The following is a 23,621-nucleotide window of genomic DNA, read 5'->3' as shown; positions in this document are numbered from 1 at the left end:
CGAACGACATCTCGCCGGGAGTGTTATTACATTAATTCATGCATTTTTGCGTAATCAATCAGCTCAACGATGGTGTGTAATCCGAGCTTGGAGTAGATATTCGCCTTGTGAGCACTAATCGTTTTATTGCTGAGTAACAGCTGCTCAGCAATTTCCTTATTGGACAGCCCGTTTGCCAGATAACGCAAAACGGTAACCTCGCGGTTAGAGAGCGGCATGTCATTCAAGACGCCTTTCTGTGCATTTATATTGTTAATGAAATTAAGGGTATCCGAAGGGAAAAAAGAATATCCCGATAAAATCATTTTTACCGCATTGTAGATATCATTGAGATCCTTTCGTTTACTGACAAAACCATTTGCACCGGCCCTGATAGCACGCCCGGCATAAAATGACTCAGATTTTGAGGACAGAAACAGTACCCGAGTTTTCTCCTGCAATGACTTTATTCTTTTGAGTAATGTAAACCCATCAGAGCCAGGTAGTTCAATATCCAGAATGACAAGATCGACCGGGTGTGTGCGCAGGTGTTCTATTGCCGTACGGCTGTCATCGGTTTTCAGCACTACTTGAATATTACTGTTTTTCTCGAGTAGTACTTCTATCGACATTCTGACAATAGGGTGTTCGTCCATAATGATAACGGATGCTGGTTTCATTGTTGTATGCCTCAAACTGTTTGCGTATCTTGCGAATTTGATAAAACATCAGGCGTTATAATATTGTCAAATAGCCAAGAATTGTTCTGAGGGAGAGCCGAATAAATATTATTTCATCCTTGTTTATTCGGTTGTTCTTCTGCAGAACAATGAATTTGTGGAAAATCCATTTCACACCGGGAAAACTAACAATTAATCAGGAAACTGTGGGGATTATACCTGCTCTGTTCTTTCGGAAAAGACTTACAACATCCCGGTTGTTAATGTCAGTTAGGATGTTCTGAAAGATCCAGGTGTCTTAATGGCTATTGGCATTATTTATCTGCAGTTCGAATTATGGCAGATTGAAAAATTTTTTTAAACAGTAAAAACGATACGATAAACTAATTGTTTAGGTTTTGTTAAGGCGGCATTAAGGTGGTTTTATATTGAAATGCACAGAATCTGTAAGGTTTACTGTGACAGTCGCACCAGACATAATACCAGGAATAGTTGTAAATATTAAATTTTTGTAAAAATTAAATCTGTTTTCTTATTCAAGAATAAGTAATTTCTTAAAAAATCTTATGGGACAGGAGGTTATGGTGTTAATTAAAATGAGGAGAGGTAACGTTGAGGCGATGTATCAGATGTAAGAAGCGTTGCCTGCTGGGCAATCCCAGGCGCGTAATCAACTTGTTCAGACGATAGATGATGCGGTGGTAGGGAAGAGTCTGTAACAATGCAATCTTTTTTAATGAGTTACCTTGTAAAAGTAAGGCAATCATCTCCCAATCGAGCTGGTTTATGCGCCTGGAGTGAATATAGTTTAGAGCCGGATATAATAAGGCGTGACGCATCTCCGGGAGGCGTAAGTTGCGTGACAAGATATAAAATGGACCAGACAGTGAAATAAAAGAGGTAAGGTCTTCATCGCGATTCGATAGCATTATGAAAATTTGAATGTCATTACGCTTCTTAATTAACTGACGCAGACCTTCAAGTATATCGAAATAAGGAGTTGCTAAGCCTTCTATGTCAATCACTAACTGGCTAATTACCGGCTCTTGCATGCTGAGCAACGCCGATTCAACGCTCTGGAAGATCCCCGTGCGAGTGCCTGAAAATAAATGCCGGCTCAGCGCATAGGCCAGATAGTAGTCTGTCGTAATTATCGCCTGAGATATAGTGTCGTCCGGTAATGTGTATTCGAGTTTTTGCGCCAGATACTCGAGCCGGTCAAATACCTGTGAGGTACAGTGGGGATATTGCCAGGTACAGTTAGCGTTTCGTATACGGCGATAGCGGTCCCGGCGTTTTGCGCTGTGCATCCTTTTCCATTCCATTTCTGTTGCGGCAGGTCTGGATAAATTGCTGACTACAAACATCCCTGAACCAAACTTTTGCCAGCGCAAAGGTGAGTTTACTTGTGCCGTTGGGTTTCAGTGCTTCAACAATCATCAGACTGGCAATTGCGTATCCCATCAGAATAATCTGCCGGAAGTTTTCTGATGTCTTACTCAATGCCCAAAAGCTTGTTTTATCCAGTTCAGCCTCTCTCTGAGATTAGATAAAATATTACCGGGTATGTCTTTCTGTTACCCCGGAAATAGTATGGCTCGATAATTCTGGCAGCCTGAAGCCAGGTACAGTAGGAGCCGATACTTAATCGACGATGAGATATTTCTCAATAAAAATTAGGCAGAACTACTCCGACTAATTTTGTAGAAAGTTTAGATGCGCGCGGATGTATCTTAAGAATTGCTGATCGTTTTTCACATGCAGCTTTTTCATAATGCTGCGGCGGGTAGCTTTGGCCTGGAGATCGCTTACCGAGAGCAGGTGGGCCGTTTCGGCTAAGGTATACCCACTGGCGAGAAACATTAAGAACTGACGTTCTTCTATAGAAAAGTTACGAGTGGTGCAGTAATGGCAGATAGTTGCGGGCACGCTATTGCGCAGCGCGCGTTTTTGCAGGATGAGAACCAGTTTTTTGGTTATCTCGTCTACGTCATCTTCCCGATAAATCAGTGGCAGCATGTACAAGCAGGGCCGGAACATCAGCTTATCTTTATCGTTTTTGCTACAGATGACCACCCGGTGTTGGCGCCTGGTGTGGACAGGAACCTGGTAGCAATCGGCACTGAGCCAATCTTCATCCAGGGAGATAAACGCGATGTCAGCGCGATCGATATCTTCGACGGGTAAAAAGCAAATCTCCTGGTGCCATTGATTTGCCAGATGGGAGATGATGATTTTCAGTCCATGTTCGAAGTGACTGTTTTCTTCCTTGATGGCGATACTTAACATTAAAGAGTTCCTGAACCACGGGAGAGGGGATAAAGGAATGTTAAGCAAAATCATAAATATTCTAAATACATGTATCCCTAAATCTGACGTTTTGCGGGCTGAGTTGTTACCAGGTGATTTCCTGGATACCCTTGAACGAGCAGAAAAAATCAACATTCGTACACTTCGCCAGCAACCGAAACAAAAGGCATTGACTCAGCAAGCGCTGACCGTATAATTCACGCGTTTCATCTGCATGAAGTAATCACTTCGCAATGCGCCCTTAGCTCAGTTGGATAGAGCAACGGCCTTCTAAGCCGTAGGTCGTAGGTTCGAATCCTACAGGGCGTACCATCTCAACATCACTTCAGATGTCCAGCTTCAGCGAATTGCGATGAATTTTCCTTTTCCAACCACGTTTCCACTTCCTTAAGACTGAGTTGTACCTCCTCCCTGAGTGAAAAATCAGCTAACGGCTGTTGTTCAAGTGCGGCACAAACGCTGCTGGCAGAACGCATTCCCATGCTGGCGCAACTGCTTTTTAGCTGATGCGCCAGACGTTTTATCTTCTCGCGATCGTGTGCTGCGCGCGCATTATCAATCTCATCTAATACAGGAAGGGTATGTTGCTTAAAGAGCGCTAACCATTCGTGTACCTTTTGCCATCCCATTAGCTGAATATCTCCGGCTAATTGCTGGGTATCTAACCGTTTGTTGTCATTTTCTGATGCAACCGGGAGAGGCGCGTAACCGTGCAAATAATGCATAATTAACCGACTGAGTTCATCCCGGGGAACCGGTTTTTGAATAACGCCGAGAAACAGGGTACTGGTTCTTTGGCTTAGCGTTTCGTCGATGACGTGCGCGCTAAAGCCTATCAGATTTAGCATTGGGTATGCGCAGGTTAACTGCTGCGCCAGCGTGATGCCGTCGATATCCGGAAGATCGAAATCAACCAGGGCGGCATCATAATGGGCGTCTTGCTGCAGTATGGTTAGTGCCGCAGCGGCATTGTCGGCAGCGGTAACCTGTGCGCCATTGAGGGTGAGCATTTCTGTGCTGATGCGCTGCGTGAGAGGGTTATCCTCGATAAGCAGTATGCGTAAACCCTGTAATGATATCGCTCGTGGAACGGATTTCGCTACCGGCATCTCGCCTGCCCGTAATGGCAGACGCAAACGAAAGCAGCTTCCTACCCCTGGCGTGCTGGTGACGCTGAGTTCTCCCTGCATCGCCTGCGCGAGGCTGGCGCTGATGGTGAGTCCAAGCCCGGTTCCCCCACGTTTACCGCTTACCTGAACAAACGGCTGAAAAATGTCGCCCTGACGGGCAGGATCAATCCCGCATCCCGTGTCCTCAACCTCAATGTACCAATCCTGGTCTTCACACCGACTACGCAGGATGATGTGCCCCCGATCGGTAAAGCGCAGTGCGTTGTTTAATAAGTTAGTTATGATTTGCCGGATGCGGCGCGGATCGCCGCGTAAGGAGTCGGGTACGTCGTCGGCAAAATCCATAATCAATGCGACCGGGCGACCCGCAACGCGACCGTGCATGAGCTGAAGCGTACTTTCCAGCAATGGCCTGGGCTCAAAGGGTTCATCACCGATGGCCACATTTTTTCCGCCCGCTTCGATGGCGGAATAGTCAAGAATATCGTTGAGGATGGTCAGCAGAGACTCGCCAGAGTCGGTGATTGCGCGCAGATTCTCCTGATGCTGCGCCAGTGCGGGATTGTCTGAGAGCAATTGCGCAGTACCGAGGATCCCGTATAACGGGGTGCGTATTTCATGGCTCATGGCGGCAAGAAACGCCGATTTTGCCTGGTTAGCTTTTTCGGCTTCCGCACGCGCCAGCCGATGTTCAGACACCATCGACCGCAGCTCGGCGGTGCGCGCTTTAACCTGAGCGGCCAAATGTTCGCGGTGGCTATTCAGGGCGTGAACGCTGGCGCGAAAGGCATCCATCAACCGCCCAATGGTGTCCAGTTCGCGAACGCCTGCGGTTTCCGGAAATGGGGAGTCGATATCACCTTCAAGCAGACGCTGTAACGCCTGGGTTTGCTGCGCCAACGGACGCGTGACCGAGCGGTAAACCACGCGCCAAAGAATGAGAATTAACAAGCATAATGATACCGCACCTAACAGCAGCAGCAGCGTTTGCCCGCGCTGGCTGGCCTGTTTGAGATGCGCCAGCCCGGTCTGATTGCGTTGGCCGATGATTTCCACCAACTGACTGACTTGGCTACTGAAACGGGTAAATTGCTCGATATTGTTTTGCGATAAGATCTGTAAGCGGGTAGTAATGTCATTGTCCTGACGATACAGGGCCAGCAGATCGACATAACGGCTAATTGAATTTATTGCGTCGGCAACCTGAGCGCGTACCACCGGATCTTCAATGCGTATTTGTCGGCGGTGAAGCACTCTGACGGCGGCATTCAGCTGGTTTTCCAGCGCCGCCAGGTTATTCTGCGCCTGGTTATTCCCCAGATTCATCACCATTTGCTGCACGCGTAGCGCGCTCAGGCGCAGCTCATTCATCTGGTTATAATATTCCAGATCAATATCGATAAGCCTGTCGAGAGCGTGTTCAGCCGCCTGCCCCTGATGGCTTTCAATTAAATCATAAATGCTTGCCTGCGTAGCGCCCGCCGAGGTGGCGGCATTACTGGCCTGCCCGCGCGCCATTTCGGCAACGTTGGCGGTAGCCTCAACAAGTTGTTGGCTGAGTTGTTGCTGTTGCTCGCGCAGTTTCAGCCGTTCGCCAACCATTTCCCCCTGATGGCTTAACGACTGGGCGATCTCTTTTTCCTGTTGTTCAATGGACGAAGTATCAAAGCCCTGTTCGCGAAGAGTTTTCAGTAATGCGGTTATTTTCAGACTTTGGGCGGTTAACATACGCCCCTGAGCCAGCCACATATTTTCATTATCTGCGGTGGTCAGATTCTGCGCGGAAAACAGTTCCCAGGCGCTGGCTTCGCTGAGCTGGCGCGCCATGTCCATGGTCGGGATCAGCGCCTGGGTATTGGCCTGCTCAACCTGGCTGACAAAACGCAGGTTATACCAGCCTACCAGCGTACTCATGAGGGTCAGCGCCGCCATCAGCGCAAAGCCTATCCACAGTCGTTTGGTCAGAGATAAATTCACTGTCTGGTCGCCACAGATTAAAAAGGTTGAGTCGAAAAGAGGAAAGCAACTAGGATAAAGCCTTATCAATGATGAGGCTATCATGCGCGTATTGGTTTTCCTGCTTATCACGCTTTTTCCCGGTCTGGGTCACGCGACCGTGCCCGCACTACTGCGCTGGCAGGATAGCCAGCAGGCTGTCCCGGCGCCGCAAACGGACGTTACTGCAAACAAAATCTGGAAACTGTGCGCGCTGTATCCCAGCCTGAAGGATTCTTACTGGCTTTCCGTAAATTACGGCATGCTTGAGGCGGCGAAAAAATACGGAGTGAGCCTGAAGGTGCTTGAAGCGGGAGGGTATCGTCAGTTAAACATGCAAAAATCTCAAATCGCTCAGTGCCAGCAATGGGGCGCGGATGCCATTTTGTTAGGCAGCAGCACGACGACTTTTCCAGATTTGCAGACCCAGGTTGGATCGCTGCCTGTTATTGAGGTGGTGAATGCGATCCATGACGCGACGGTAAAGGCGCGGGTTGGGGTTCCGTGGTTTCAGATGGGGTATCAGCCAGGCCGCTATCTGGTTAAGTGGAGCGGCGGTAAACCGCTAAAGGTCTTATTATTGCCCGGGCCTGACGACGCCGGAGGCAGTCGTGAGATGGTGGAAGGATTCCGCCAGGCGATTGCCGGCAGTCAGGTGCACATTGTGGATGTGGCGTTAGGGGATAATGATATTGAAGTTCAGCGCAACCTGTTGCAGGAGATGCTTGAGCGTCACCCGGATGTTGACGTAGTGGCCGGTACGGCAATTGCTGCGGAAGCCGCCATGGGGGAGACGCGGAATCAGGGCACGCCGCTAACCGTAGTCTCTTTTTATCTGTCGCACCAGGTGTATCGCGGGCTTAAACGCGAAAGAATCATAATGGCTGCCAGCGATCAGATGGTCTGGCAAGGTGAACTGGCGATTCAGCAGGCTATCAGGATATTACAAGGGCAACCGGTGTCGGAAAATATCAGCCCACCGATCCTGGTGCTCACCCCGAAAAATGCCGACAGCCAGCATGTTAAGTGCTCGCTGTCACCCGGCGGATTCCGTCCTGTTTATCTGTATCAGTACACGTCAGCCGCTAAAAAATAGCCTTCCCCATGCTGCGTCACCAGTAAATCCGCTCGTAGCTTGTGGCGTAAACGGCGGATCAGCACATCTACGGTGCGTAAGTCTGGATTGTCCACCCGTCGTGCCGAAAGCATGCGCAGTAAACGTTCGCGGCTGAGAATCTCCCCCGGATTGGTGACAAAAGCGACCAGCATTTCATATTCGGCGCGGGTGAGTTTGATCGCCTCTTCACCCAGTTCCAGGGTATGACGAGAGACATTCAGACAATACCCGGCAAACTGATAGCAGTTGTCTTTGGCCTCCGGCTGCGCCTGACGGGCAAGGTCGATCCGCCAGAGCAAGTTTTTCACCCGTACCACCAGTTCACGTAGCTCCAGCGGCTTGGTGACATAATCATCAGCGCCCATTTCCAGGCCAACGATACGGTCAATTTGGTCACTACGGCCCGTTACCAGAATGATCCCTACCGTTGAACGTTCTCGCAGGGCACGGGTCAGCATTAAGCCATTTTCATCCGGGAGGTTAATATCCAACAGAATAAGATCCACAGGGTGCTGCGACAGGATTTCACGCAGGCCGGCTCCGCTGGCGGTGACAGAGACATGATAACCTTCCTGTTCAAAATAAGCCTGTAACCGTGCCTGGGTCACGGGTTCATCTTCAACAATTACAATGTGATGCGACATCCTGGTTGCTGTCTCTTTCTGTTCATATCTGTTCACATTGTGCCGTAAGCCATTCATCCTGACCAGTGTTGCTGTTCACATTTGAGAAATAAGATCCTCTGTAACTAAACCATATAATTACAGGGGCTATTATGCGGAAACTTTGGAGGGCGCTACTCAGACCGAGCGCACGTTGGTCAGTGTTGGCGCTGGTCGTCATCGGGATTGTGGTCGGTATCGCGCTGATCGTTTTGCCGCACGTTGGCATCAAATTAACCAGCTCTACCGAGTTTTGCGTGAGCTGCCACAGCATGCAGCCGGTTTATGAAGAATATAAACAGTCCGCGCATTTTCAGAATGCCTCTGGAGTGCGCGCAGAATGCCATGACTGTCATATTCCTTCAGATATTCCGGGCATGGTGAAGCGTAAGCTGGAAGCAAGCAACGATATTTATCAGACCTTTGTTGCCCACTCTATAGATACGCCTGAAAAATTCGAGGCCAAACGCGCCGAGCTGGCGGAGCGAGAATGGACACGGATGAAAGAGAACAACTCTGCTACCTGCCGCTCCTGTCATAACTATGATGCGATGGATCATGCTAAGCAGCATCCTGAAGCCGCACGCCAGATGAAGATTGCGGCCAAGGACAACCAATCCTGTATCGACTGCCATAAAGGTATCGCGCACCAGCTCCCCGATATGAGCAGTGGTTTCCGCAAACAGTTTGACGAGTTACGCGCCAGGGCGAACGACGATGGCGATACGCTCTACTCTCTGGACATCAAGCCTATTTATGCCGCTAAGGGTGATAAAGAACCTGCTGGCTCACTGCTACCCGCCTCTGAAGTAAAAGTGTTAAAGCGTGATGGCGATTGGCTGCAAATTGAAATTGTGGGCTGGACCGAGAGTAACGGACGCCAGCGCGTGTTGGCGCAACTGCCGGGCAAGCGCATTTTTGTGGCCTCCATTCGTGGTGACATCCAGCAGCACGTGAAAAACCTGGAGCAAACTACCGTCGCGGAAACGAATACGCAGTGGAGCAAGCTGCAGGCCACCGCCTGGATGCAAAAGGGCGATATGGTCAACGACATCAAACCTATCTGGGCCTATGCCGACTCGCTCTATAACGGAACCTGTAACCAATGCCACGGCGCGCCAGAGAAAGAACACTTTGACGCTAACGGCTGGATTGGCACGTTGAACGGCATGATTGGATTTACCAGTCTGGATAAACGTGAAGAACGTACCTTGCTGAAATATTTGCAGATGAATGCCTCTGACACTACGGATAAGCCGCATGGCGATAAGGGAGAAAGCAATGAAAAATAACGATCTCTTTCAGGCATCTCGCCGACGTTTTCTACTGCAGTTGGGCGGTTTGACCGTAGCCGGTATGTTGGGACCTTCTCTGCTTACGCCCCGTAGCGCCAATGCTGCAGAGGTGCAGGGGGCTGGCGTCAAAGAGGGGATCCTGACCGGTTCTCACTGGGGGGCAATCCGTGCCACTGTTGTTGATGGCCGTTTTATTGAGGCCAAACCGTTTGAGCATGATAAATACCCGTCAAAAATGATCGCCGGACTGCCGGATCACGTACATGGCGCCACGCGTATTCGCTATCCCATGGTCCGCGTCGACTGGTTGCGTAAACGCCATCAGAGCGATACCACACAGCGTGGAGATAACCGCTTTGTGCGCGTTTCGTGGGATGAAGCGCTGGACTTCTTCTATCAGGAGCTGGAGCGCATTCAGAAGACCTATGGTCCGAGCGCGCTGCTGACGGCCAGCGGCTGGCAATCAACCGGCATGTTCCATAATGCTTCCGGGATGCTGGCGCGCGCCATTGCGCTGCATGGCAACAGCGTGGGTACCGGGGGCGACTATTCCACCGGTGCTGCTCAGGTGATCCTGCCGCGCGTGGTCGGGTCAATGGAGGTATATGAACAGCAGACTTCCTGGCCGCTGGTACTGAAAAATAGCAAAACGATTGTGCTGTGGGGTTCCGACCTGATTAAAAATCAGCAGGCGAACTGGTGGTGTCCGGATCATGATGTCTATGAATACTACGAGCAACTGAAGGACAAAGTGGCGCGCGGCGAGATCTCGGTTATCAGCGTTGATCCGGTCATCACCTCGACTCACGACTATCTGGGCCGCGACAAGGTTAAGCACATCGCCGTGAACCCGCAGGCTGATGTGCCGCTACAGCTGGCGCTGGCGCACACGCTCTTTACCGAGAAGCTCTACGATAAGCATTTTCTTGATAACTACTGCGTTGGGTTTGAGCAATTTCTGCCTTATTTGCTGGGCGAAAGTGACGGACAGCCTAAAGATGCGCAGTGGGCGGAAAAAATATGCGGGATTGATGCCGATACGATTCGTGAACTGGCGCGGCAGATGGCGGGCGGCAGAACGCAGATTATTGCCGGCTGGTGCGTGCAGCGTATGCAGCACGGGGAGCAGTGGGCATGGATGATTGTGGTGCTGGCCTCAATGCTTGGACAAATCGGCTTACCCGGCGGTGGGTTTGGCTTTGGCTGGCACTACAACGGCGCAGGCACCCCGGGGCGTAAAGGCGTTATCCTGAGCGGATTTTCTGGCTCCACTACCGTTGCGCCTGTACATGACAGCACCGATTTTAAGGGCTACAGCAGCACTATTCCGATCGCACGTTTTATCGATGCGATTCTGGAACCGGGCAAAAAAATTAACTGGAACGGAAAAACCGTCAAGCTGCCGCCGTTAAAGATGTGCGTTTTTGCCGGGACTAACCCTTTCCATCGTCACCAGCAGATCAACCGTATTATTGAAGGCTGGCGTAAGCTGGAAACCGTTATCGCCATCGATAATCAGTGGACGTCGACCTGTCGATTCGCCGATATCGTCTTGCCCGCAACGACCCAGTTTGAGCGTAACGATCTCGACCAGTATGGCAACCACTCTAACCGCGGCATTATCGCTATGAAACAGCTGGTGCAGCCGCAGTTTGAAGCGCGTAATGATTTCGATATTTTCCGCGATCTTTGCCGCCGCTTTAATCGTGAAGAAGCCTTCACCGAAGGGCTGGATGAGATGGGTTGGTTGAAACGGATCTGGCAGGAAGGTAGCCAGCAGGGGAAAGGGCGCGGGGTTCATCTCCCGGCTTTTGACGTTTTCTGGAATCAGCAGGAGTATGTTGAATTCGAACATCCACAGATGTTTGTTCGTCATCAGGCCTTCCGCGAAGATCCCGATCTTGAGCCGTTGGGTACGCCGAGTGGTTTGATCGAGATTTTCTCAAAAACGATTGCCGATATGCAGTATGACGACTGCCAGGGGCATCCGATGTGGTTTGAGAAAATCGAACGTTCCCACGGTGGGCCGGGGTCGCAGCGTTGGCCGCTGCATCTGCAATCGGTTCACCCGGATTTCCGTCTGCACTCGCAGCTTTGTGAATCTGAAGCGCTACGTAAACATTATGCGGTAAGTGGTAAAGAGCCGGTATTTATCAACCCGCAGGATGCCAGCGCAAGGGGGATTCGCAACGGTGATATTGTCCGTGTGTTTAACGCACGTGGACAAGTACTGGCCGGAGCGGTTGTCTCCGATCTTTACACTCCGGGCGTGGCGCGTATTCACGAAGGTGCCTGGTACGATCCTGACAACGGTGGAGAAACCGGGGCGCTGTGTAAATACGGCAATCCGAACGTGTTAACGTTAGATATCGGCACGTCTCAACTGGCGCAGGCAACCAGCGCCCATACTACGCTGGTGGATATTGAGAAATATACCGGCAAAGTGGATAACGTGACGGCGTTCAGCGGCCCGATAAAAATGGTGGCGCAGTGCGAATATGTCCCGGCAGAGAAGGTGACGTCATGATGAAACGCTCTTCCCTGACCACAGAACAGATGGCCTGCGTTTACGCCTGGCTGGCGCAGTTGTTTTCCCGGGAGCGTGACGACCAAAGCCTGGCGCTTTTACAGTCCAGCGAAATGGCTGAGTGGTTCGCGGTGCTAAAAGGTGAACCGTCGCTTGAGGCGGAAGTTCTTTTGCTGGAGGCGAAAATTGCTGCGCTTCAGGTGCGCGAAGACGCTACCCTGGAACTGGCGGCTGATTTTTGCAGCCTGTTTCTGATGTCGGACAAACATGCGGCGTTACCCTATGCGTCGGCTCATCTGGAAGGCGGGCAGAATTACGGGGTTATTAAACAATTGTTATCTGATGCGGGCATGCAGGTAAGCGATACGTTTAGCGAGTCAGCCGATCATCTGGCGATTTTTATCGAACTGTTAAGCCATCTGCATTTTTCTCTCGGAGAGTCCGGGCTTAGCCGCCAGCGTATTGATGCACTGCGCAGAGAAACGCTGGAGGGGCTGTTACGCTGGTTACCGACGTTCACCGCCAAATGCCGCCGCTATGATGACTTTGGTTTCTACGGCGCGCTGAGTCAGCTGTTGCTGGCGTTGGTCAGACTGGATAATCAGAACTGAGTGATGGCCTAAGCCACAAAAAACGGGAGCAAATTCGCTCCCATTTTAACCCTATCACCGCACAACCAGCACCGGGCATTTCGCGTGGCGTACGACGGCTGCCGCCGTTGACCCCAGCAGATATGTGCTAAAACCGGGCTTATGTGAGGCGATGACAATAAGCTCGGCGTCAACCGCTTCCGCCAGCTTGAGGATCTGGTCCTTCGGCGGGCCATAAACGACATGAGTCTGACTCCTGCCAGCAGGAATATTGAACTGCTTAATAATTTCTTCGAGTTTTTCGCTGGCCTTGGCCTGCAGACCACTTCTGTCCGGAAATTCGGTAGAGTAGGCCAGCCCCAGCGAGGCATAAAACGGAACGGTAGGAATAACGGCTAAAAAGTGGACCTTAGCGGTTTTGGCATGCGCCTGGACCTGGGGAACAACATGGCGGGTTAAATCGGTTTCAGAGATATCAATGGGCACCAGAATTGAGCGATACATATTCACTACCTCCTGTTTGTTTACCTCTACCCTGAGTGTAGCGAAAGCTGGCTCTGTATAATAAGTGACCAGATCAAGGTTACGTGCATAAATGCGCGTCAATGAAAGGCGTGTGTCGCAAGTCTGCTCATAAATATATATCTGAGCAACACTGCAAGACAGATATCTTCATTAATACGTGTAATCAAAAAACAGAAAAGGGTTCTTTTTTATGTGTTTTCATTATATATTTAATTATATAACGAGTGTCACCAAAGGGTTAATTTCAGCAGCTTTTAATATTTATCAAACTTTTATTCTGATGTTTATTAAATTAATAGTTAATCCAACCTTATACTTGGTTTAAAATTCTGATTTTAAACGAAATTCGATATTTACATTTCGTTCTCATTAATTATGCGAGCCCCTTCAAACTTACCCGCATGCTGATTCTCATTTCCCTCTGTGTTTGATGAATATCAATAAGTAACCGCGTTAGGGTAATTATTGTCTACCCATTAAAGAGTATTCGTCTTGTGGGAATAAAAGATGAGAAAAATAAATAAAACCATCCTCTGGACGATGCTGCTGTCCATTGTTCTTGGGGCTGTTATCGTTTTGGCAGGGCAATGGACCTTGCACAAAACGTCAAGCACGGAATTCTGTTTATCGTGCCATACAATGCAGGCCCCCTATGAGGAATATACCGGTTCGGTTCACTTTCAGAATCAGAAAGGGATTCGTGCAGAGTGCGCGGATTGTCATATCCCGCAAGGCGGACTGGATTATCTGGTGGCTAAACTGCGGGCCTCAAAAGATGTTTATCATCAGTTCATAACCAAAAAAATCGATACCCCGGAAAAATTTGAAGAACACCGTCTGGAGATGGCGCAAACCGTCTGGGCACAGCTCAAGGCGAGTGATTCTGCGACCTGCCGTAGCTGTCACAGCATGGACGCGATGGATCTTGCCGCACAAAGCGCAGATGCGCAGAAAATGCACAAAATGGGCATCGCGGAAAAGCAAACCTGTATTGATTGCCACAAAGGCGTCGCCCATTTCCCACCTGAAGTAAAAATGGATGACAGCGCGCTCAAAGGGCTTGAAGCACAGTCAGCCTCCACTCCTGCCTCGGCAACTGAGCTTTATGCCGTAAGCAACACCGCGCTTGGCGATTTGGGAACCGTTTACCCGGCAACAAAAATGCAGGTCCTGAAATCAACGGACAATTCGCGACAGGTCGAGATTCGCGGGAGCCAGATGCAGGGAAGTGAACAGGTCATTTACTACGCGGCAGGACAGCGTTTGATTCTTGCCAGCCTGAGTGAAAAAGGTCAGCAGTCGCTGAAAATCCTCTCCGACTGGAAAAAAGATGATTACGGCAATGCGTGGCGAGATGTGGTACTGCAGGGTGAATGGAGCGGTTCCGCTCTCGCCAGCCGCGAACCCATGTGGGATTACGCACGCAAACTCGACAATGTGTATTGCGCGGGCTGCCATGCGCCAATTCCGGCGAATCATTTTACGCTCAACGCCTGGCCTTCAGTAGCGAAAGGGATGGGCGCTCGCACCAATATCAGTGAAACCGAACTGGATATCCTGAGCCGTTACTTCCAGTACAACGCTAAAGACATGAACAAATAAGCGATAAATCAGGAGAAATCATGAAACTCACAAGACGTGACTTTATCAAGACGGCTGGCGCGGCAACCGGGACAATGGCGATTTCTTCGGTGATCCCAATGCCAGCCTGGGCCGAAGGCCAAAATGGCGGAGCGATTCTGACGGCTGCACGTTGGGGGGCGGTATACGTGGAAGTAAAAGACGGCAAAGTGGTTTCCTCAAAAGGGGCATTGCCGAAAACGGTGCCGAACTCGTTACAGCAAACCGCGCCGGATCAGGTTCATACCAATATCCGCGTTAAATATCCGATGGTGCGCAAAAGCTATCTGGAAAACCCGGGTAAAGCGGATGGTAAACGTGGCAACGATCCTTTCGTGCGGGTGAGCTGGGAGCAGGCGCTGAAGCTCATTCATGAGCAGCATAGCCGGATCCGTAGCAGCTATGGGCCGTCCTCAATATTTGCCGGTTCCTATGGCTGGCGCTCCAGCGGCGTTCTGCATAAGGCGCAAACCTTACTGCAACGCTATATGAGCATGGCCGGTGGCTACGCCGGCCATACCGGAGATTATTCAACCGGGGCGGCGCAGGTGATCATGCCTTATGTCGTGGGATCGGTTGAAGTCTATGAGCAGCAAACCACCTGGCCGATGGTGCTTGAGCACAGTCAGGTCGTGGTGCTGTGGGGGATGAACCCGCTCAACACCCTCAAAATTGCCTGGAGCAGCACGGATGAACAGGGGATTGAATACTTTAATCTGCTGAAAAAATCAGGAAAAAGCGTTATCGCCATCGATCCAATGCGTTCTGAAACCATTGAGTTCTTTGGTGATAATGCCACCTGGATTGCGCCACATATGGGGACCGATGTGGCGATGATGTTAGGGATCGCCCATACGCTGGTGAAGAAAAATCTCCATGACAAAGCCTTCCTGGAAAAATACACCACCGGTTATCCGCAGTTTGAGGAATACTTGCTCGGCAAGAGCGATAAAATAGAGAAAACCGCCGAGTGGGCTTCCGGCGTGTGCGGCGTGCCTGCTGAGCAACTGGAAAAACTGGCGGAAATTTTCTCCAGCAATAAAACCATGCTCATGGCAGGTTGGGGGATTCAGCGCCAGCAATACGGTGAGCAAAAACACTGGATGCTGGTGACTCTGGCGGCGATGCTGGGGCAAATTGGTACCGAAGGCGGCGGCTTTGGATTCTCGTATCATTATTCCAACGGCGGTAACCCAACGCGCACGGGTGGGGTATTGCCAGCAATTTCCGCCAAAATTGAGGGGGGGTCATCAGCGGGTAACGACTGGGCGGTTTCCGATGCGGTAACCAGCCTGCCGGTAGCGCGAATTGTTGAAGCGCTGGAAAACCCAGGCGGTAAATATCAGCATAATGGTAAAGAGCAAACCTTCCCGGATATCAAAATGATCTGGTGGGCAGGCGGTGCTAACTTTACCCATCATCAGGATACTAACCGCTTAATTACAGCCTGGCAGAAGCCTGAACTGGTTGTCATCTCTGAGTGCTACTGGACCGCAGCGGCTAAACACGCTGATATAGTCCTGCCGATCACCACCTCGTTTGAGCGTAACGATCTGACCATGACCGGTGATTACAGTAACCAACACCTGGTGCCGATGAAGCAGGTCATCGCGCCGCAGTTTGAATCCCGCAGCGATTTTGACGTATTTGCCGATCTGGCTGAGATGCTCAAGCCGGGAGGTAAGGCGGTCTACACCGAAGGCAAAGACGAAATGGCGTGGCTGAAGCAGTTCTATGATGCCGCGCAAAAAGCCGCCCGCGCCCAACGTGTCGCTATGCCTCAGTTCAACGCGTTCTGGCAGCAGAATAAACTGATCGAAATGCGTGAGAATGAAAAGAATAACAAATATGTGCGCTACGCGGATTTCCGCAGCGATCCGGTGATGAATGCGCTGGGAACGCCGAGCGGTAAGATAGAAATCTACTCGAAAACGATTGAAGGCTATCAATATAAAGATTGTCCGCCGCATGCGTCATGGATTGAACCCGATGAATGGAAAGGAACTGCGGATAAAGATCAACTGCAACTGCTGACTGCGCACCCTGCGCATCGTCTGCATAGCCAGCTGAACTACGCGTCGCTGCGCAAAGAGTACGCTATTGCCAATCGCGAGCCGGTCACCATTCACCCGGATGACGCGAAAGCCAGAGGGATTGCCGAAGGCGATCTGGTCCGCGTATGGAATGCGCGTGGGCAGGTGCTGGTGGGGGCGCACGTTAGTGACGGCATTAAACCGGGAATTATCTGTATCCATGAAGGTGCATGGCCGGATATTGAAAACGGTATCTGTAAAAATGGCGGCGCGAACGTACTGACGGCAGATATCCCGACTTCAAGGCTGGCGAATGGCTGTGCGGGGAATACCAGCCTGGTATACGCAGAAAAATTCACCGGTGAAGCGCCAAAACTCACCGTCTTTGATGAGCCAGCCATTGTCACTATGTAACGAAGGCTGATAAACGGGAGCCGCGAGGTTCCCGTTTTTTATTGCTGTTTTGGCCATGTTTACTGTCGTTACTCTGCCAGCACAATTACATCTCCCGTTGCCGGGGCGTCAGTTCCCGGTAGCCATAATCGCCCCCACGAACCGGTGCAATGACAGCCGAGTAGTTTTTCGGGTTGCTGTTGCTTAATAAATTGTCGGGTTCGCCATAGCTTAGCGGGGGAGGCGGCACGTAAATGAAATCCACCGACGAGGGCGTAAATTTGATTAATGCCGGTAATGTTCTGGCAATGGCGTACGATATTCTCTATTCCCCGATGCCCGCATCCGGTAATGATGACTAACCCGCGCTCCGATTTATATATCAATACGCCTTCATCGCTGATGTAATCCGGTTGGGGCGTCTCCTTACTAATAACACCATAGGCCTGCGGAGTGGGGACACTGATTTCCCCGGACCACAAAAAGCGCTCGCTGATAGTCAGCGGCTCGCGGGTGTATTCCATGATGAGCCGAGAGTAGTCGTTATCACGCGAGAGTTTTTTTATTTTCCTTGTCGTTCCTGCCAGGGTTATTGAAGCGTACCGCTCGCAGGCTATTTGGGGATGGCAAATGATACGGCTGTTATCCGCAAGCCACGGCACGCCGCCGCAGTGATCGTAATGACCGTGCGACAGTACCACGGCGGTCAATTGCGTCAGGTCTACGCCCATTTGTGCGGCGTTAAGTATGTAGCTGTCGTCCGGCCCGGTATCAAACAGTATGCTGGTGGTTTCATCCTGAACTAACAGACTTAACCCAGGCTTTGCCCGTAATGATTTATCCGCGCCCGCCGCACGCCGGTTTTCAAGCAATACCGTGAGGGTTAAAGCCATACCTGTCTCCAGTATTCAAACGGCATACTGTAATGCATGGCTTTTGAGAGCGCTGTGATCGCAGCGCCCTTTGGCGTTATCCGTTATCGTGTAGAGCTTGCCTGCGCACGGTGTTTTTCCGCCTGCTGCTCATGGGCATAGGAATGAGCATTATTTGTCGACTGATGTACTACCATTGCCTTTTCATGTTCATTCATTTGTGAAAATGATTGTGCATGGGGTGACGTTTCTGCCGCATTAACGCCAGCTGAAATAAAAAACGCGATAGCTAAAAAAGAGGACATCTTATTCATCATATTTCTCCTGTATGGGTTTACGGAAGAAATTATAATTGGCGAGGTCGGTCAGCGGCGTGACTGAATTATGACGGTTGTGTCAGACAACAGGTGATGACATATATCTGTCATCACCCGGAATTATTTCGCGTGCTTGGGTAGCGTCAGAATAAATCGGGTAGCAAGCTGATCGGATGAAACCGAGACTTTTCCCTGATGGGCGATGACGATTGATTTCACTATCGCCAGGCCAATACCGCTGCCTTCGCCTTTGCGCTGTCGCGAAGGGTCTACCCGATAAAATCGGTCAAAGAGGCGGGGGAGATGCTGTGGGGGAATGGGGGGGCCAGGATTTTCCACGATTATCTGCACCTGACTGTCCGCCTCTTTCACCCGTACGGTTACCGACTCGCCTTTTGGCGTATAGCGCATAGCATTTGATAGAAGATTGCTCACCGCCCGGCGTAGCATTAACGGATCGCCCGAAACCCAGCACGCGCGTCCTTCAAAACGTAAGCCAACCTCGCGCTCTTCTGCCCAGGCCTCGAAGAAGTCGAACACTTTACCCACCTCATCAGCCAGATTAAGCGCTGTCTTTTCCGGGATGAGCTGATTGTTGTCCGCTTGCGCCAGAAACAGCATGTCGCTGACCATTTTCGACATACGACTAAACTCTTCGAGATTGGAATACAGCACATCTTCCAGCTCTTTTTGGCTGCGGGTCTGGCTGAGCGCAATTTCCGTTTGCGTGACGAGGTTAGTTATTGGCGTGCGGATCTCATGGGCAATATCCGCCGAGAAGTTCGACTGACGTTTAAATACGTCCTCAATGCGCTCGATCATGTGATTAAACGAACTTACCAGCTGTTCCAGTTCAATAGGAACAGCTTGCGGATCGAGGCGTACATCCAAATCTTTTGAGGTGATATTTTGGATGCGGCGACTGACGTTACGGATCGGTTCATGGCCTTTATAGACAGCGAACAGCACGATAAAAACAATCATCATGCTAATCAGTGATGCCGTCATAATCAGTTTGTTTTTCAGGTCGTTAATATAGTGCAGATGAAAATCGATCGATAATGCCAGATACAGCGTATATGCCGGTTTTCCATCGGTAAGCTGTCCTACAGGCAGGCGAATCATTCGCCAGTTAGACGACGTTTTCTGCCCGTGGACATGTCTGGGCGTTTGTAGCGTTGGGCCGGAGATAATAAAAACATCGCTGGCATGGGCATTTTTATCCGGCCTTGCACTGGAAATAAATTGCCGGAGATCCGGTGCATTGGGCGAATGAAAAATGGCTTTCTGATTACTATCTTCCAGAGAAATAATGACGTTCGAGTAACCCGCTACCACGTTTTTTAGCGTTTCCAGGCGGCGTGATTCTGGCTCGTTAGGTTGGTTAATAATCCGCTCCAGCGTGGCGCTGATCTCTTGTAAATCATTGATGTCCTGCTCGGCGAAATGGACCTTTACAGAGTGGATCATTATCCAGGCAAAGGCGAAAAATGACGCGATCGTCGCCAGACTGATAAAAAATGTCAGCCGTGTCGCCAGCGAAAAAGGGCGTCGCCATCGTTTACTGGCCATCAGGAACCTCAAGCATATATCCCACGCCGCGCACGGTCTGGATCAGTTTCGGCTCAAAGTCGTTATCGATTTTGGCGCGCAGACGTTTCACGGCCACGTCGATAGCATTGGTATCGCTGTCAAAATTCATATCCCAGACCTGAGACGCGATCAGCGAGCGGGGTAAAACTTCCCCCTGATGGCGCAGGAAAAACTCAAGCAACGTAAACTCTTTGCTGGTCAGGGTGATGCGCGTACCGCTGCGGGTGACTTTTCTGCTGACCAGATCGACCATTAAATCCGCGACCTGAAACTGGCTCTCGACAATCACCGCCGCACCCCGGCGTAGCAGCGTTCTGACCCGTGCCAGCAGCTCGGCGAAGGCGAACGGTTTGACCAGGTAGTCATCCGCGCCTAATTCCAGACCTTTAACTCGATGTTCAATGGTGCCCAGCGCGGTGAGAAGAAGAATTGGCATCCCTTTGTTAGCGGATCGCAGCATCCGCACGATATCCCAGCCGTTTACATCCGGCAGCATGATGTCGAGTATGAGCAGGTCGTAATCACTGGTCATCGCCAGGTGATACCCGTTCAGGCCGTTATCCGCTAAATCCACGACAAAACCCGCTTCCGTCAGGCCTTTCGTCAGGTATTCACCGGTTTTTTTCTCATCTTCGACTATCAAGACCTTCATCGCATTCTCCTTCTCGCACTGGTTGTGCGGACTTTCAATTCTAGGGAAGCGGGATCGGATAGCAATCGGTTATTGGGAAAATGACAGTTTTGTCATTTTCCTGTCACCGGTTAAACAGAGTCACTTGGTTAAAGTACAACACTATAAATTCCTACACATTTTAGGGTCATCAGTCCGGTCAGGACGAGAAGAACTATGAGCAAATTTAAGCTTCTTACCCTCAGCGCTGTATTCGTTCTCGCCGGTTGTTCATTGGCGCCGGACTATCAGCGTCCGGCATTGCCGGTGCCGCAGCAATTCTCCTTAAGCCAGAATGCGTTGGTTTCTGCGCCGATGGGATATCAGGATACGGGCTGGCGGACTTTCTTCGTTGACCCCCAGGTAAAGGCGCTGATCGGCGAGGCGCTGATTAATAACCGCGATTTACGTATGGCAGTGCTGAAAGTTCAGGAAGCGAGAGCGCAATATGGCGTCACCGACGCTGACCGCTATCCGCAACTCACGGCAGGCTCCAGCGGCACCTACAGCGGTAAATTGAAAGGCGATAGCAGCACCAACCGCGAATTCGAAGCCGGGCTGAATCTCAGTTTTGATCTGGATTTCTTTGGCAGGCTGAAGAATATGAGTGAAGCCGAGCGACAGAACTTCTTTGCCAGCGAAGAGGCGCGTCGGGCGGTGCATATCTCATTAATCTCCAGCGTGTCACAAAGTTACTTCAATCAGCGTCTGGCTTATGCGCAATTGCAAATTGCCGAAGAAACGCTGCAAAACTATCAGCGCTCATACGCTTTTGTGGAGAAACAGTTGCTGACCGGCAGCACCAACGTACTGGCGCTGGAACAGGCGCGCGGCGTAATTGAAAGCACGCGCAGCGAAATCGCGAAGCGTAAAGGTGAACTGGCGCAAGCGAACAATGCGCTGCAGCTGTTGCTGGGTACGTACGGGAAATTACCCAACGACCAGATGCGCAGCGGCGGGGATATTAAACCGGTAACGCTGCCGCCATCGTTGTCATCGCAAATACTGTTGCAGCGTCCGGATATTTTGGAAGCTGAGCACGGATTAATGGCGGCGAATGCCAATATCGGCGCCGCGCGGGCGGCATTTTTCCCATCGATTACTCTAACCAGTTCAGTTTCCAGTAGCAGCAGCGATCTCTCCAGCTTATTTAATGCCGCCAGCGGAATGTGGAATTTTGTTCCCAAAATAGATATTCCAATTTTCAATGCCGGACGTAATCAGTCGAATCTCGACCTCGCCGAAATACGCCAGCAGCAGTCGGTGGTGAATTACGAACAAAAAATTCAGAACGCCTTTAAAGAGGTGGCGGATGCGCTGGTATTGCGCCAAAGCATTGCCGATCAAATTCGCGGTCAGCAGCGTTATCTGACCTCATTGCAAATCACCTTACAGCGCGCCAGAGCGCTTTATCAAAATGGTGCGGTTAGCTATATCGAAGTTCTGGATGCCGAACGTTCCTTATTCGCCACGCAGCAATCACTGCTCGATCTTAATTACGCCCAGCAGGTTAATGAAATTAAGCTGTTTGCTGCCTTAGGCGGCGGTTGGGTGGAGTAATCCTTAATATTAACTTTTCAGGAGCATCAATTATGAATATTACCGCCAAAGCCGTGCTGTTTAGCCTTTTTTCTCTGGTCATGTTTAACGCTCAGGCCAATGAGCATCAGCATGGCGAAATGATGGATATGCAGCCAGCGGCTCAACATGAACAACTCATTAGCGCCACGGGAGTGATTGAAGCTGTCGATAGGGACAGTAAAAAAATCACGATTAAGCATGACCCTATTCCTGCGGTGAACTGGCCTGCCATGACGATGCGTTTTACGTTGGTTGCCGACACGAAGGCTGATGATATTAAACCCGGCGATAAGGTTGCGTTTACGTTTGTTCAGCAGGGAAATCTCTCTGTATTACGTGATATTCACATCAGTAAATAACGTTCTCGCTGGTCTCTTTTATTCTTACCCGGATTATTCGTAATTCGGGTGAGACTATCGCGCAATGGAAATCACTATGGCGTCTTTAAATATTAAAACTACCGCGCTTATTCTCGCAGGCATGATTGCCGGTGGGGTTATTTCTGTCGGTATTTATACTTATTATTCATCCGTAAAAGCAACGGCTGAAACCGGGCAGGCTGCGCCAAAAGAAGACAGAAAAGTTTTGTTTTGGTACGACCCCATGTACCCGAACACGCGCTTTGATAAGCCGGGTAAATCGCCATTTATGGATATGGATCTTATCCCGAAATATGCCGATGAAGAGACCGCGAGCGCGTCAGCGCCTGGCGTACGAATCGATCCCACCCAGACCCAGAATTTGGGGCTAAAAACAGAACCTGTGCGCCGTGGGCCGCTGCACTACGCGCAAACTTTCCCGGCTAACGTTAGCTATAACGAATACCAGTTCGTTATTGTCCAGGCACGCTCCGCAGGCTTTATCGAAAAGGTTTACCCGCTCACCGTGGGCGACAAAATTAAGCAAGGCGCGCCGCTTATCGACCTGACGATTCCCGACTGGGTTGAGGCGCAGAGCGAATATTTATTGCTGCGTGAGACCGGCGGTAGCGCGACACAGGTGGAAGGCATTCTGGAGAGGTTACGCCTGGCCGGTATGCCTGAAGCGGATATTCAGCGCTTAAAATCGACGCGTAAAATTCAAACCCGCTTCACCCTGAAAGCCCCCATTGATGGGGTGATCACTGCATTTGATTTGCGTACCGGCATGAACATTTCCAAAGACAATGTGGTCGCGAAAATTCAGGGTATGGACCCGGTATGGGTCAGCGCGTCGGTCCCGGAATCTATTGCCTGGCTGATTAAAGACGCCTCGCAATTTAGCATCACTGTGCCAGCCTGGCCGGACAAGATTTTCACCATCAGCAAATGGAATATCTTACCCAGCGTCGATGCCACCACGCGGACGTTGCAGATCCGTTTGCAGGTCGAAAACCGCGACGAGGCGCTCAAACCGGGGATGAATGCCTACCTGCAACTGAAAACGCAAAGTAAGCCGATGTTGCTGATCCCGTCTAAAGCGTTAATTGACACGGGTACCGAACAGCGGGTGATTACCGTTGATCATGAAGGTCGATTTGTGCCGAAGCAGGTTGCGGTATTCCATGAATCGCAGGGGCTGACGGCTATCCGCTCCGGCCTGAGCGAAGGTGAAAAAGTGGTGTCCAGCGGTCTGTTCCTGATCGACTCCGAGGCGAATATCTCCGGCGCGCTGGATCGTATGCGCGCCCAGAATAGCGGTGCACAAGACGCAGTCGCTAGCCCAGCCCCGGCGGCCCATTCACACTGAGGAT

Annotated in this window: 20 protein-coding genes and 1 tRNA gene; 11 read left to right on the top strand and 10 right to left on the bottom strand. The window is 50.7% G+C overall.

Going from position 1 to position 23,621, the window contains the following annotated elements:
* Positions 1 to 26 precede the first annotated feature (26 nt).
* From fimZ to fimW, 3 genes are all read right to left on the bottom strand, one after another.
* Entirely contained in the window at positions 27 to 659 is a 633-nt protein-coding gene (gene fimZ / locus OGW16_RS13290) for a fimbria biosynthesis transcriptional regulator FimZ (RefSeq protein ID WP_043015484.1), read from the bottom strand.
* A 587-nt stretch (positions 660 to 1,246) separates the two neighbouring features.
* Positions 1,247 to 1,969, bottom strand: a complete 723-nt coding sequence (gene fimY / locus OGW16_RS13285; RefSeq protein WP_200007681.1) for a fimbria biosynthesis regulator FimY — start codon at positions 1,967 to 1,969, stop codon at positions 1,247 to 1,249.
* A gap of 385 nt (positions 1,970 to 2,354) precedes the next feature.
* Positions 2,355 to 2,948: a fimbria biosynthesis transcriptional regulator FimW gene (gene fimW, locus OGW16_RS13280; RefSeq protein WP_043015486.1), complete on the bottom strand. Its 594-nt coding sequence runs from the start codon at positions 2,946 to 2,948 to the stop codon at positions 2,355 to 2,357.
* A gap of 37 nt (positions 2,949 to 2,985) precedes the next feature.
* Between fimW and OGW16_RS13275 the strand changes: the two genes are divergently transcribed.
* Together OGW16_RS13275 and OGW16_RS13270 are read left to right on the top strand one after the other, a co-directional pair.
* Complete coding sequence (locus OGW16_RS13275) at positions 2,986 to 3,165, top strand: hypothetical protein (protein ID WP_043015487.1); 180 nt, start codon at positions 2,986 to 2,988, stop codon at positions 3,163 to 3,165.
* A gap of 39 nt (positions 3,166 to 3,204) precedes the next feature.
* Positions 3,205 to 3,281 (top strand) — tRNA-Arg (locus OGW16_RS13270).
* Between the two features lie 8 nt (positions 3,282 to 3,289).
* Here the strand turns inward: OGW16_RS13270 and torS are convergent.
* Complete coding sequence (gene torS, locus OGW16_RS13265; RefSeq protein ID WP_200007560.1) at positions 3,290 to 6,076, bottom strand: TMAO reductase system sensor histidine kinase/response regulator TorS; 2,787 nt, start codon at positions 6,074 to 6,076, stop codon at positions 3,290 to 3,292.
* Positions 6,077 to 6,158: 82 nt separating this feature from the next.
* Here torS and torT point away from each other — a divergent pair, with 82 nt between their 5' ends.
* Positions 6,159 to 7,190 carry a TMAO reductase system periplasmic protein TorT gene (torT, locus tag OGW16_RS13260; RefSeq protein WP_043015488.1) on the top strand — a complete coding sequence of 344 codons (1,032 nt, stop codon included), beginning with the start codon at positions 6,159 to 6,161 and terminating at the stop codon, positions 7,188 to 7,190.
* On the opposite strand, the gene torR is transcribed toward torT, so the two are convergent.
* Positions 7,163 to 7,855 carry a two-component system response regulator TorR gene (gene torR / locus OGW16_RS13255; protein ID WP_047412878.1) on the bottom strand — a complete coding sequence of 231 codons (693 nt, stop codon included), beginning with the start codon at positions 7,853 to 7,855 and terminating at the stop codon, positions 7,163 to 7,165. The two genes, torT and torR, sit on opposite strands and share 28 nt — an antisense overlap.
* 131 nt (positions 7,856 to 7,986) lie before the next feature.
* On the opposite strand from torR, the gene torC reads away from it, so the two are divergent.
* From torC to torD, 3 genes are read left to right on the top strand one after another with little or no spacing between them, the layout of a single operon-like run.
* A complete protein-coding gene (gene torC / locus OGW16_RS13250) occupies positions 7,987 to 9,165 on the top strand; it encodes a pentaheme c-type cytochrome TorC (RefSeq protein ID WP_075145038.1) in 1,179 nt (392 codons plus the stop codon).
* Complete coding sequence (torA, locus tag OGW16_RS13245; RefSeq protein WP_200007558.1) at positions 9,155 to 11,695, top strand: trimethylamine-N-oxide reductase TorA; 2,541 nt, start codon at positions 9,155 to 9,157, stop codon at positions 11,693 to 11,695. Before torC ends, torA begins: the two co-directional genes overlap by 11 nt.
* On the top strand, positions 11,692 to 12,306 hold the full coding sequence (torD, locus tag OGW16_RS13240) for a molecular chaperone TorD (RefSeq protein WP_075145037.1): 615 nt from the start codon (positions 11,692 to 11,694) through the stop codon (positions 12,304 to 12,306). Before torA ends, torD begins: the two co-directional genes overlap by 4 nt.
* Positions 12,307 to 12,360: 54 nt before the next feature.
* Here torD and uspF read toward each other — a convergent pair whose 3' ends face one another.
* Complete coding sequence (gene uspF, locus OGW16_RS13235) at positions 12,361 to 12,789, bottom strand: universal stress protein UspF (protein ID WP_003021923.1); 429 nt, start codon at positions 12,787 to 12,789, stop codon at positions 12,361 to 12,363.
* 528 nt (positions 12,790 to 13,317) lie between these two features.
* Between uspF and OGW16_RS13230 the strand changes: the two genes are divergently transcribed.
* Both OGW16_RS13230 and OGW16_RS13225 read left to right on the top strand, forming a co-directional pair.
* Positions 13,318 to 14,412 (top strand): NapC/NirT family cytochrome c, encoded by a 1,095-nt coding sequence (locus OGW16_RS13230; protein WP_075145036.1) that lies wholly within the window; start codon positions 13,318 to 13,320, stop codon positions 14,410 to 14,412.
* 20 nt (positions 14,413 to 14,432) lie between these two features.
* A complete protein-coding gene (locus OGW16_RS13225; RefSeq protein ID WP_043015495.1) occupies positions 14,433 to 16,877 on the top strand; it encodes a trimethylamine-N-oxide reductase 2 in 2,445 nt (814 codons plus the stop codon).
* Positions 16,878 to 16,945: 68 nt separating this feature from the next.
* Here the strand turns inward: OGW16_RS13225 and OGW16_RS13220 are convergent, their stop codons facing one another.
* From OGW16_RS13220 to cusR, 4 genes are all read right to left on the bottom strand, one after another.
* Positions 16,946 to 17,749: an MBL fold metallo-hydrolase gene (locus OGW16_RS13220; protein WP_080625589.1), complete on the bottom strand. Its 804-nt coding sequence runs from the start codon at positions 17,747 to 17,749 to the stop codon at positions 16,946 to 16,948.
* Positions 17,750 to 17,832: 83 nt separating this feature from the next.
* The gene (locus tag OGW16_RS13215; protein WP_047412863.1) at positions 17,833 to 18,042 is read right to left on the bottom strand and encodes a PcoE/SilE family metal-binding protein; all 210 of its coding nucleotides are present in this window, start codon (positions 18,040 to 18,042) and stop codon (positions 17,833 to 17,835) included.
* Between the two features lie 123 nt (positions 18,043 to 18,165).
* Positions 18,166 to 19,617, bottom strand: a complete 1,452-nt coding sequence (locus OGW16_RS13210; protein ID WP_087051605.1) for a Cu(+)/Ag(+) sensor histidine kinase — start codon at positions 19,615 to 19,617, stop codon at positions 18,166 to 18,168.
* Positions 19,607 to 20,290, bottom strand: a complete 684-nt coding sequence (gene cusR, locus OGW16_RS13205; RefSeq protein ID WP_047412857.1) for a copper response regulator transcription factor CusR — start codon at positions 20,288 to 20,290, stop codon at positions 19,607 to 19,609. The genes OGW16_RS13210 and cusR overlap by 11 nt, the downstream gene beginning before the upstream one ends.
* A 195-nt stretch (positions 20,291 to 20,485) precedes the next feature.
* Here cusR and OGW16_RS13200 point away from each other — a divergent pair, with 195 nt between their 5' ends.
* The 3 genes from OGW16_RS13200 to OGW16_RS13190 all read left to right on the top strand — a co-directional run bounded on the left by OGW16_RS13200 (position 20,486) and on the right by OGW16_RS13190 (position 23,617).
* On the top strand, positions 20,486 to 21,868 hold the full coding sequence (locus tag OGW16_RS13200; protein WP_043015500.1) for an efflux transporter outer membrane subunit: 1,383 nt from the start codon (positions 20,486 to 20,488) through the stop codon (positions 21,866 to 21,868).
* Positions 21,869 to 21,900: 32 nt separating this feature from the next.
* Positions 21,901 to 22,248 carry a cation efflux system protein CusF gene (cusF, locus tag OGW16_RS13195; RefSeq protein WP_213733176.1) on the top strand — a complete coding sequence of 116 codons (348 nt, stop codon included), beginning with the start codon at positions 21,901 to 21,903 and terminating at the stop codon, positions 22,246 to 22,248.
* Between the two features lie 76 nt (positions 22,249 to 22,324).
* The gene (locus OGW16_RS13190) at positions 22,325 to 23,617 is read left to right on the top strand and encodes an efflux RND transporter periplasmic adaptor subunit (protein WP_286518507.1); all 1,293 of its coding nucleotides are present in this window, start codon (positions 22,325 to 22,327) and stop codon (positions 23,615 to 23,617) included.
* The last annotated feature ends 4 nt before the right edge of the window (positions 23,618 to 23,621 follow it).

This window comes from Citrobacter sp. Ce104, from assembly GCF_030334595.1.
Classification (GTDB): domain Bacteria; phylum Pseudomonadota; class Gammaproteobacteria; order Enterobacterales; family Enterobacteriaceae; genus Citrobacter; species Citrobacter europaeus.
The sequence above is the reverse complement of the archived record's forward strand: the minus strand, read 5'-3'. Positions and strand labels throughout refer to the sequence as shown.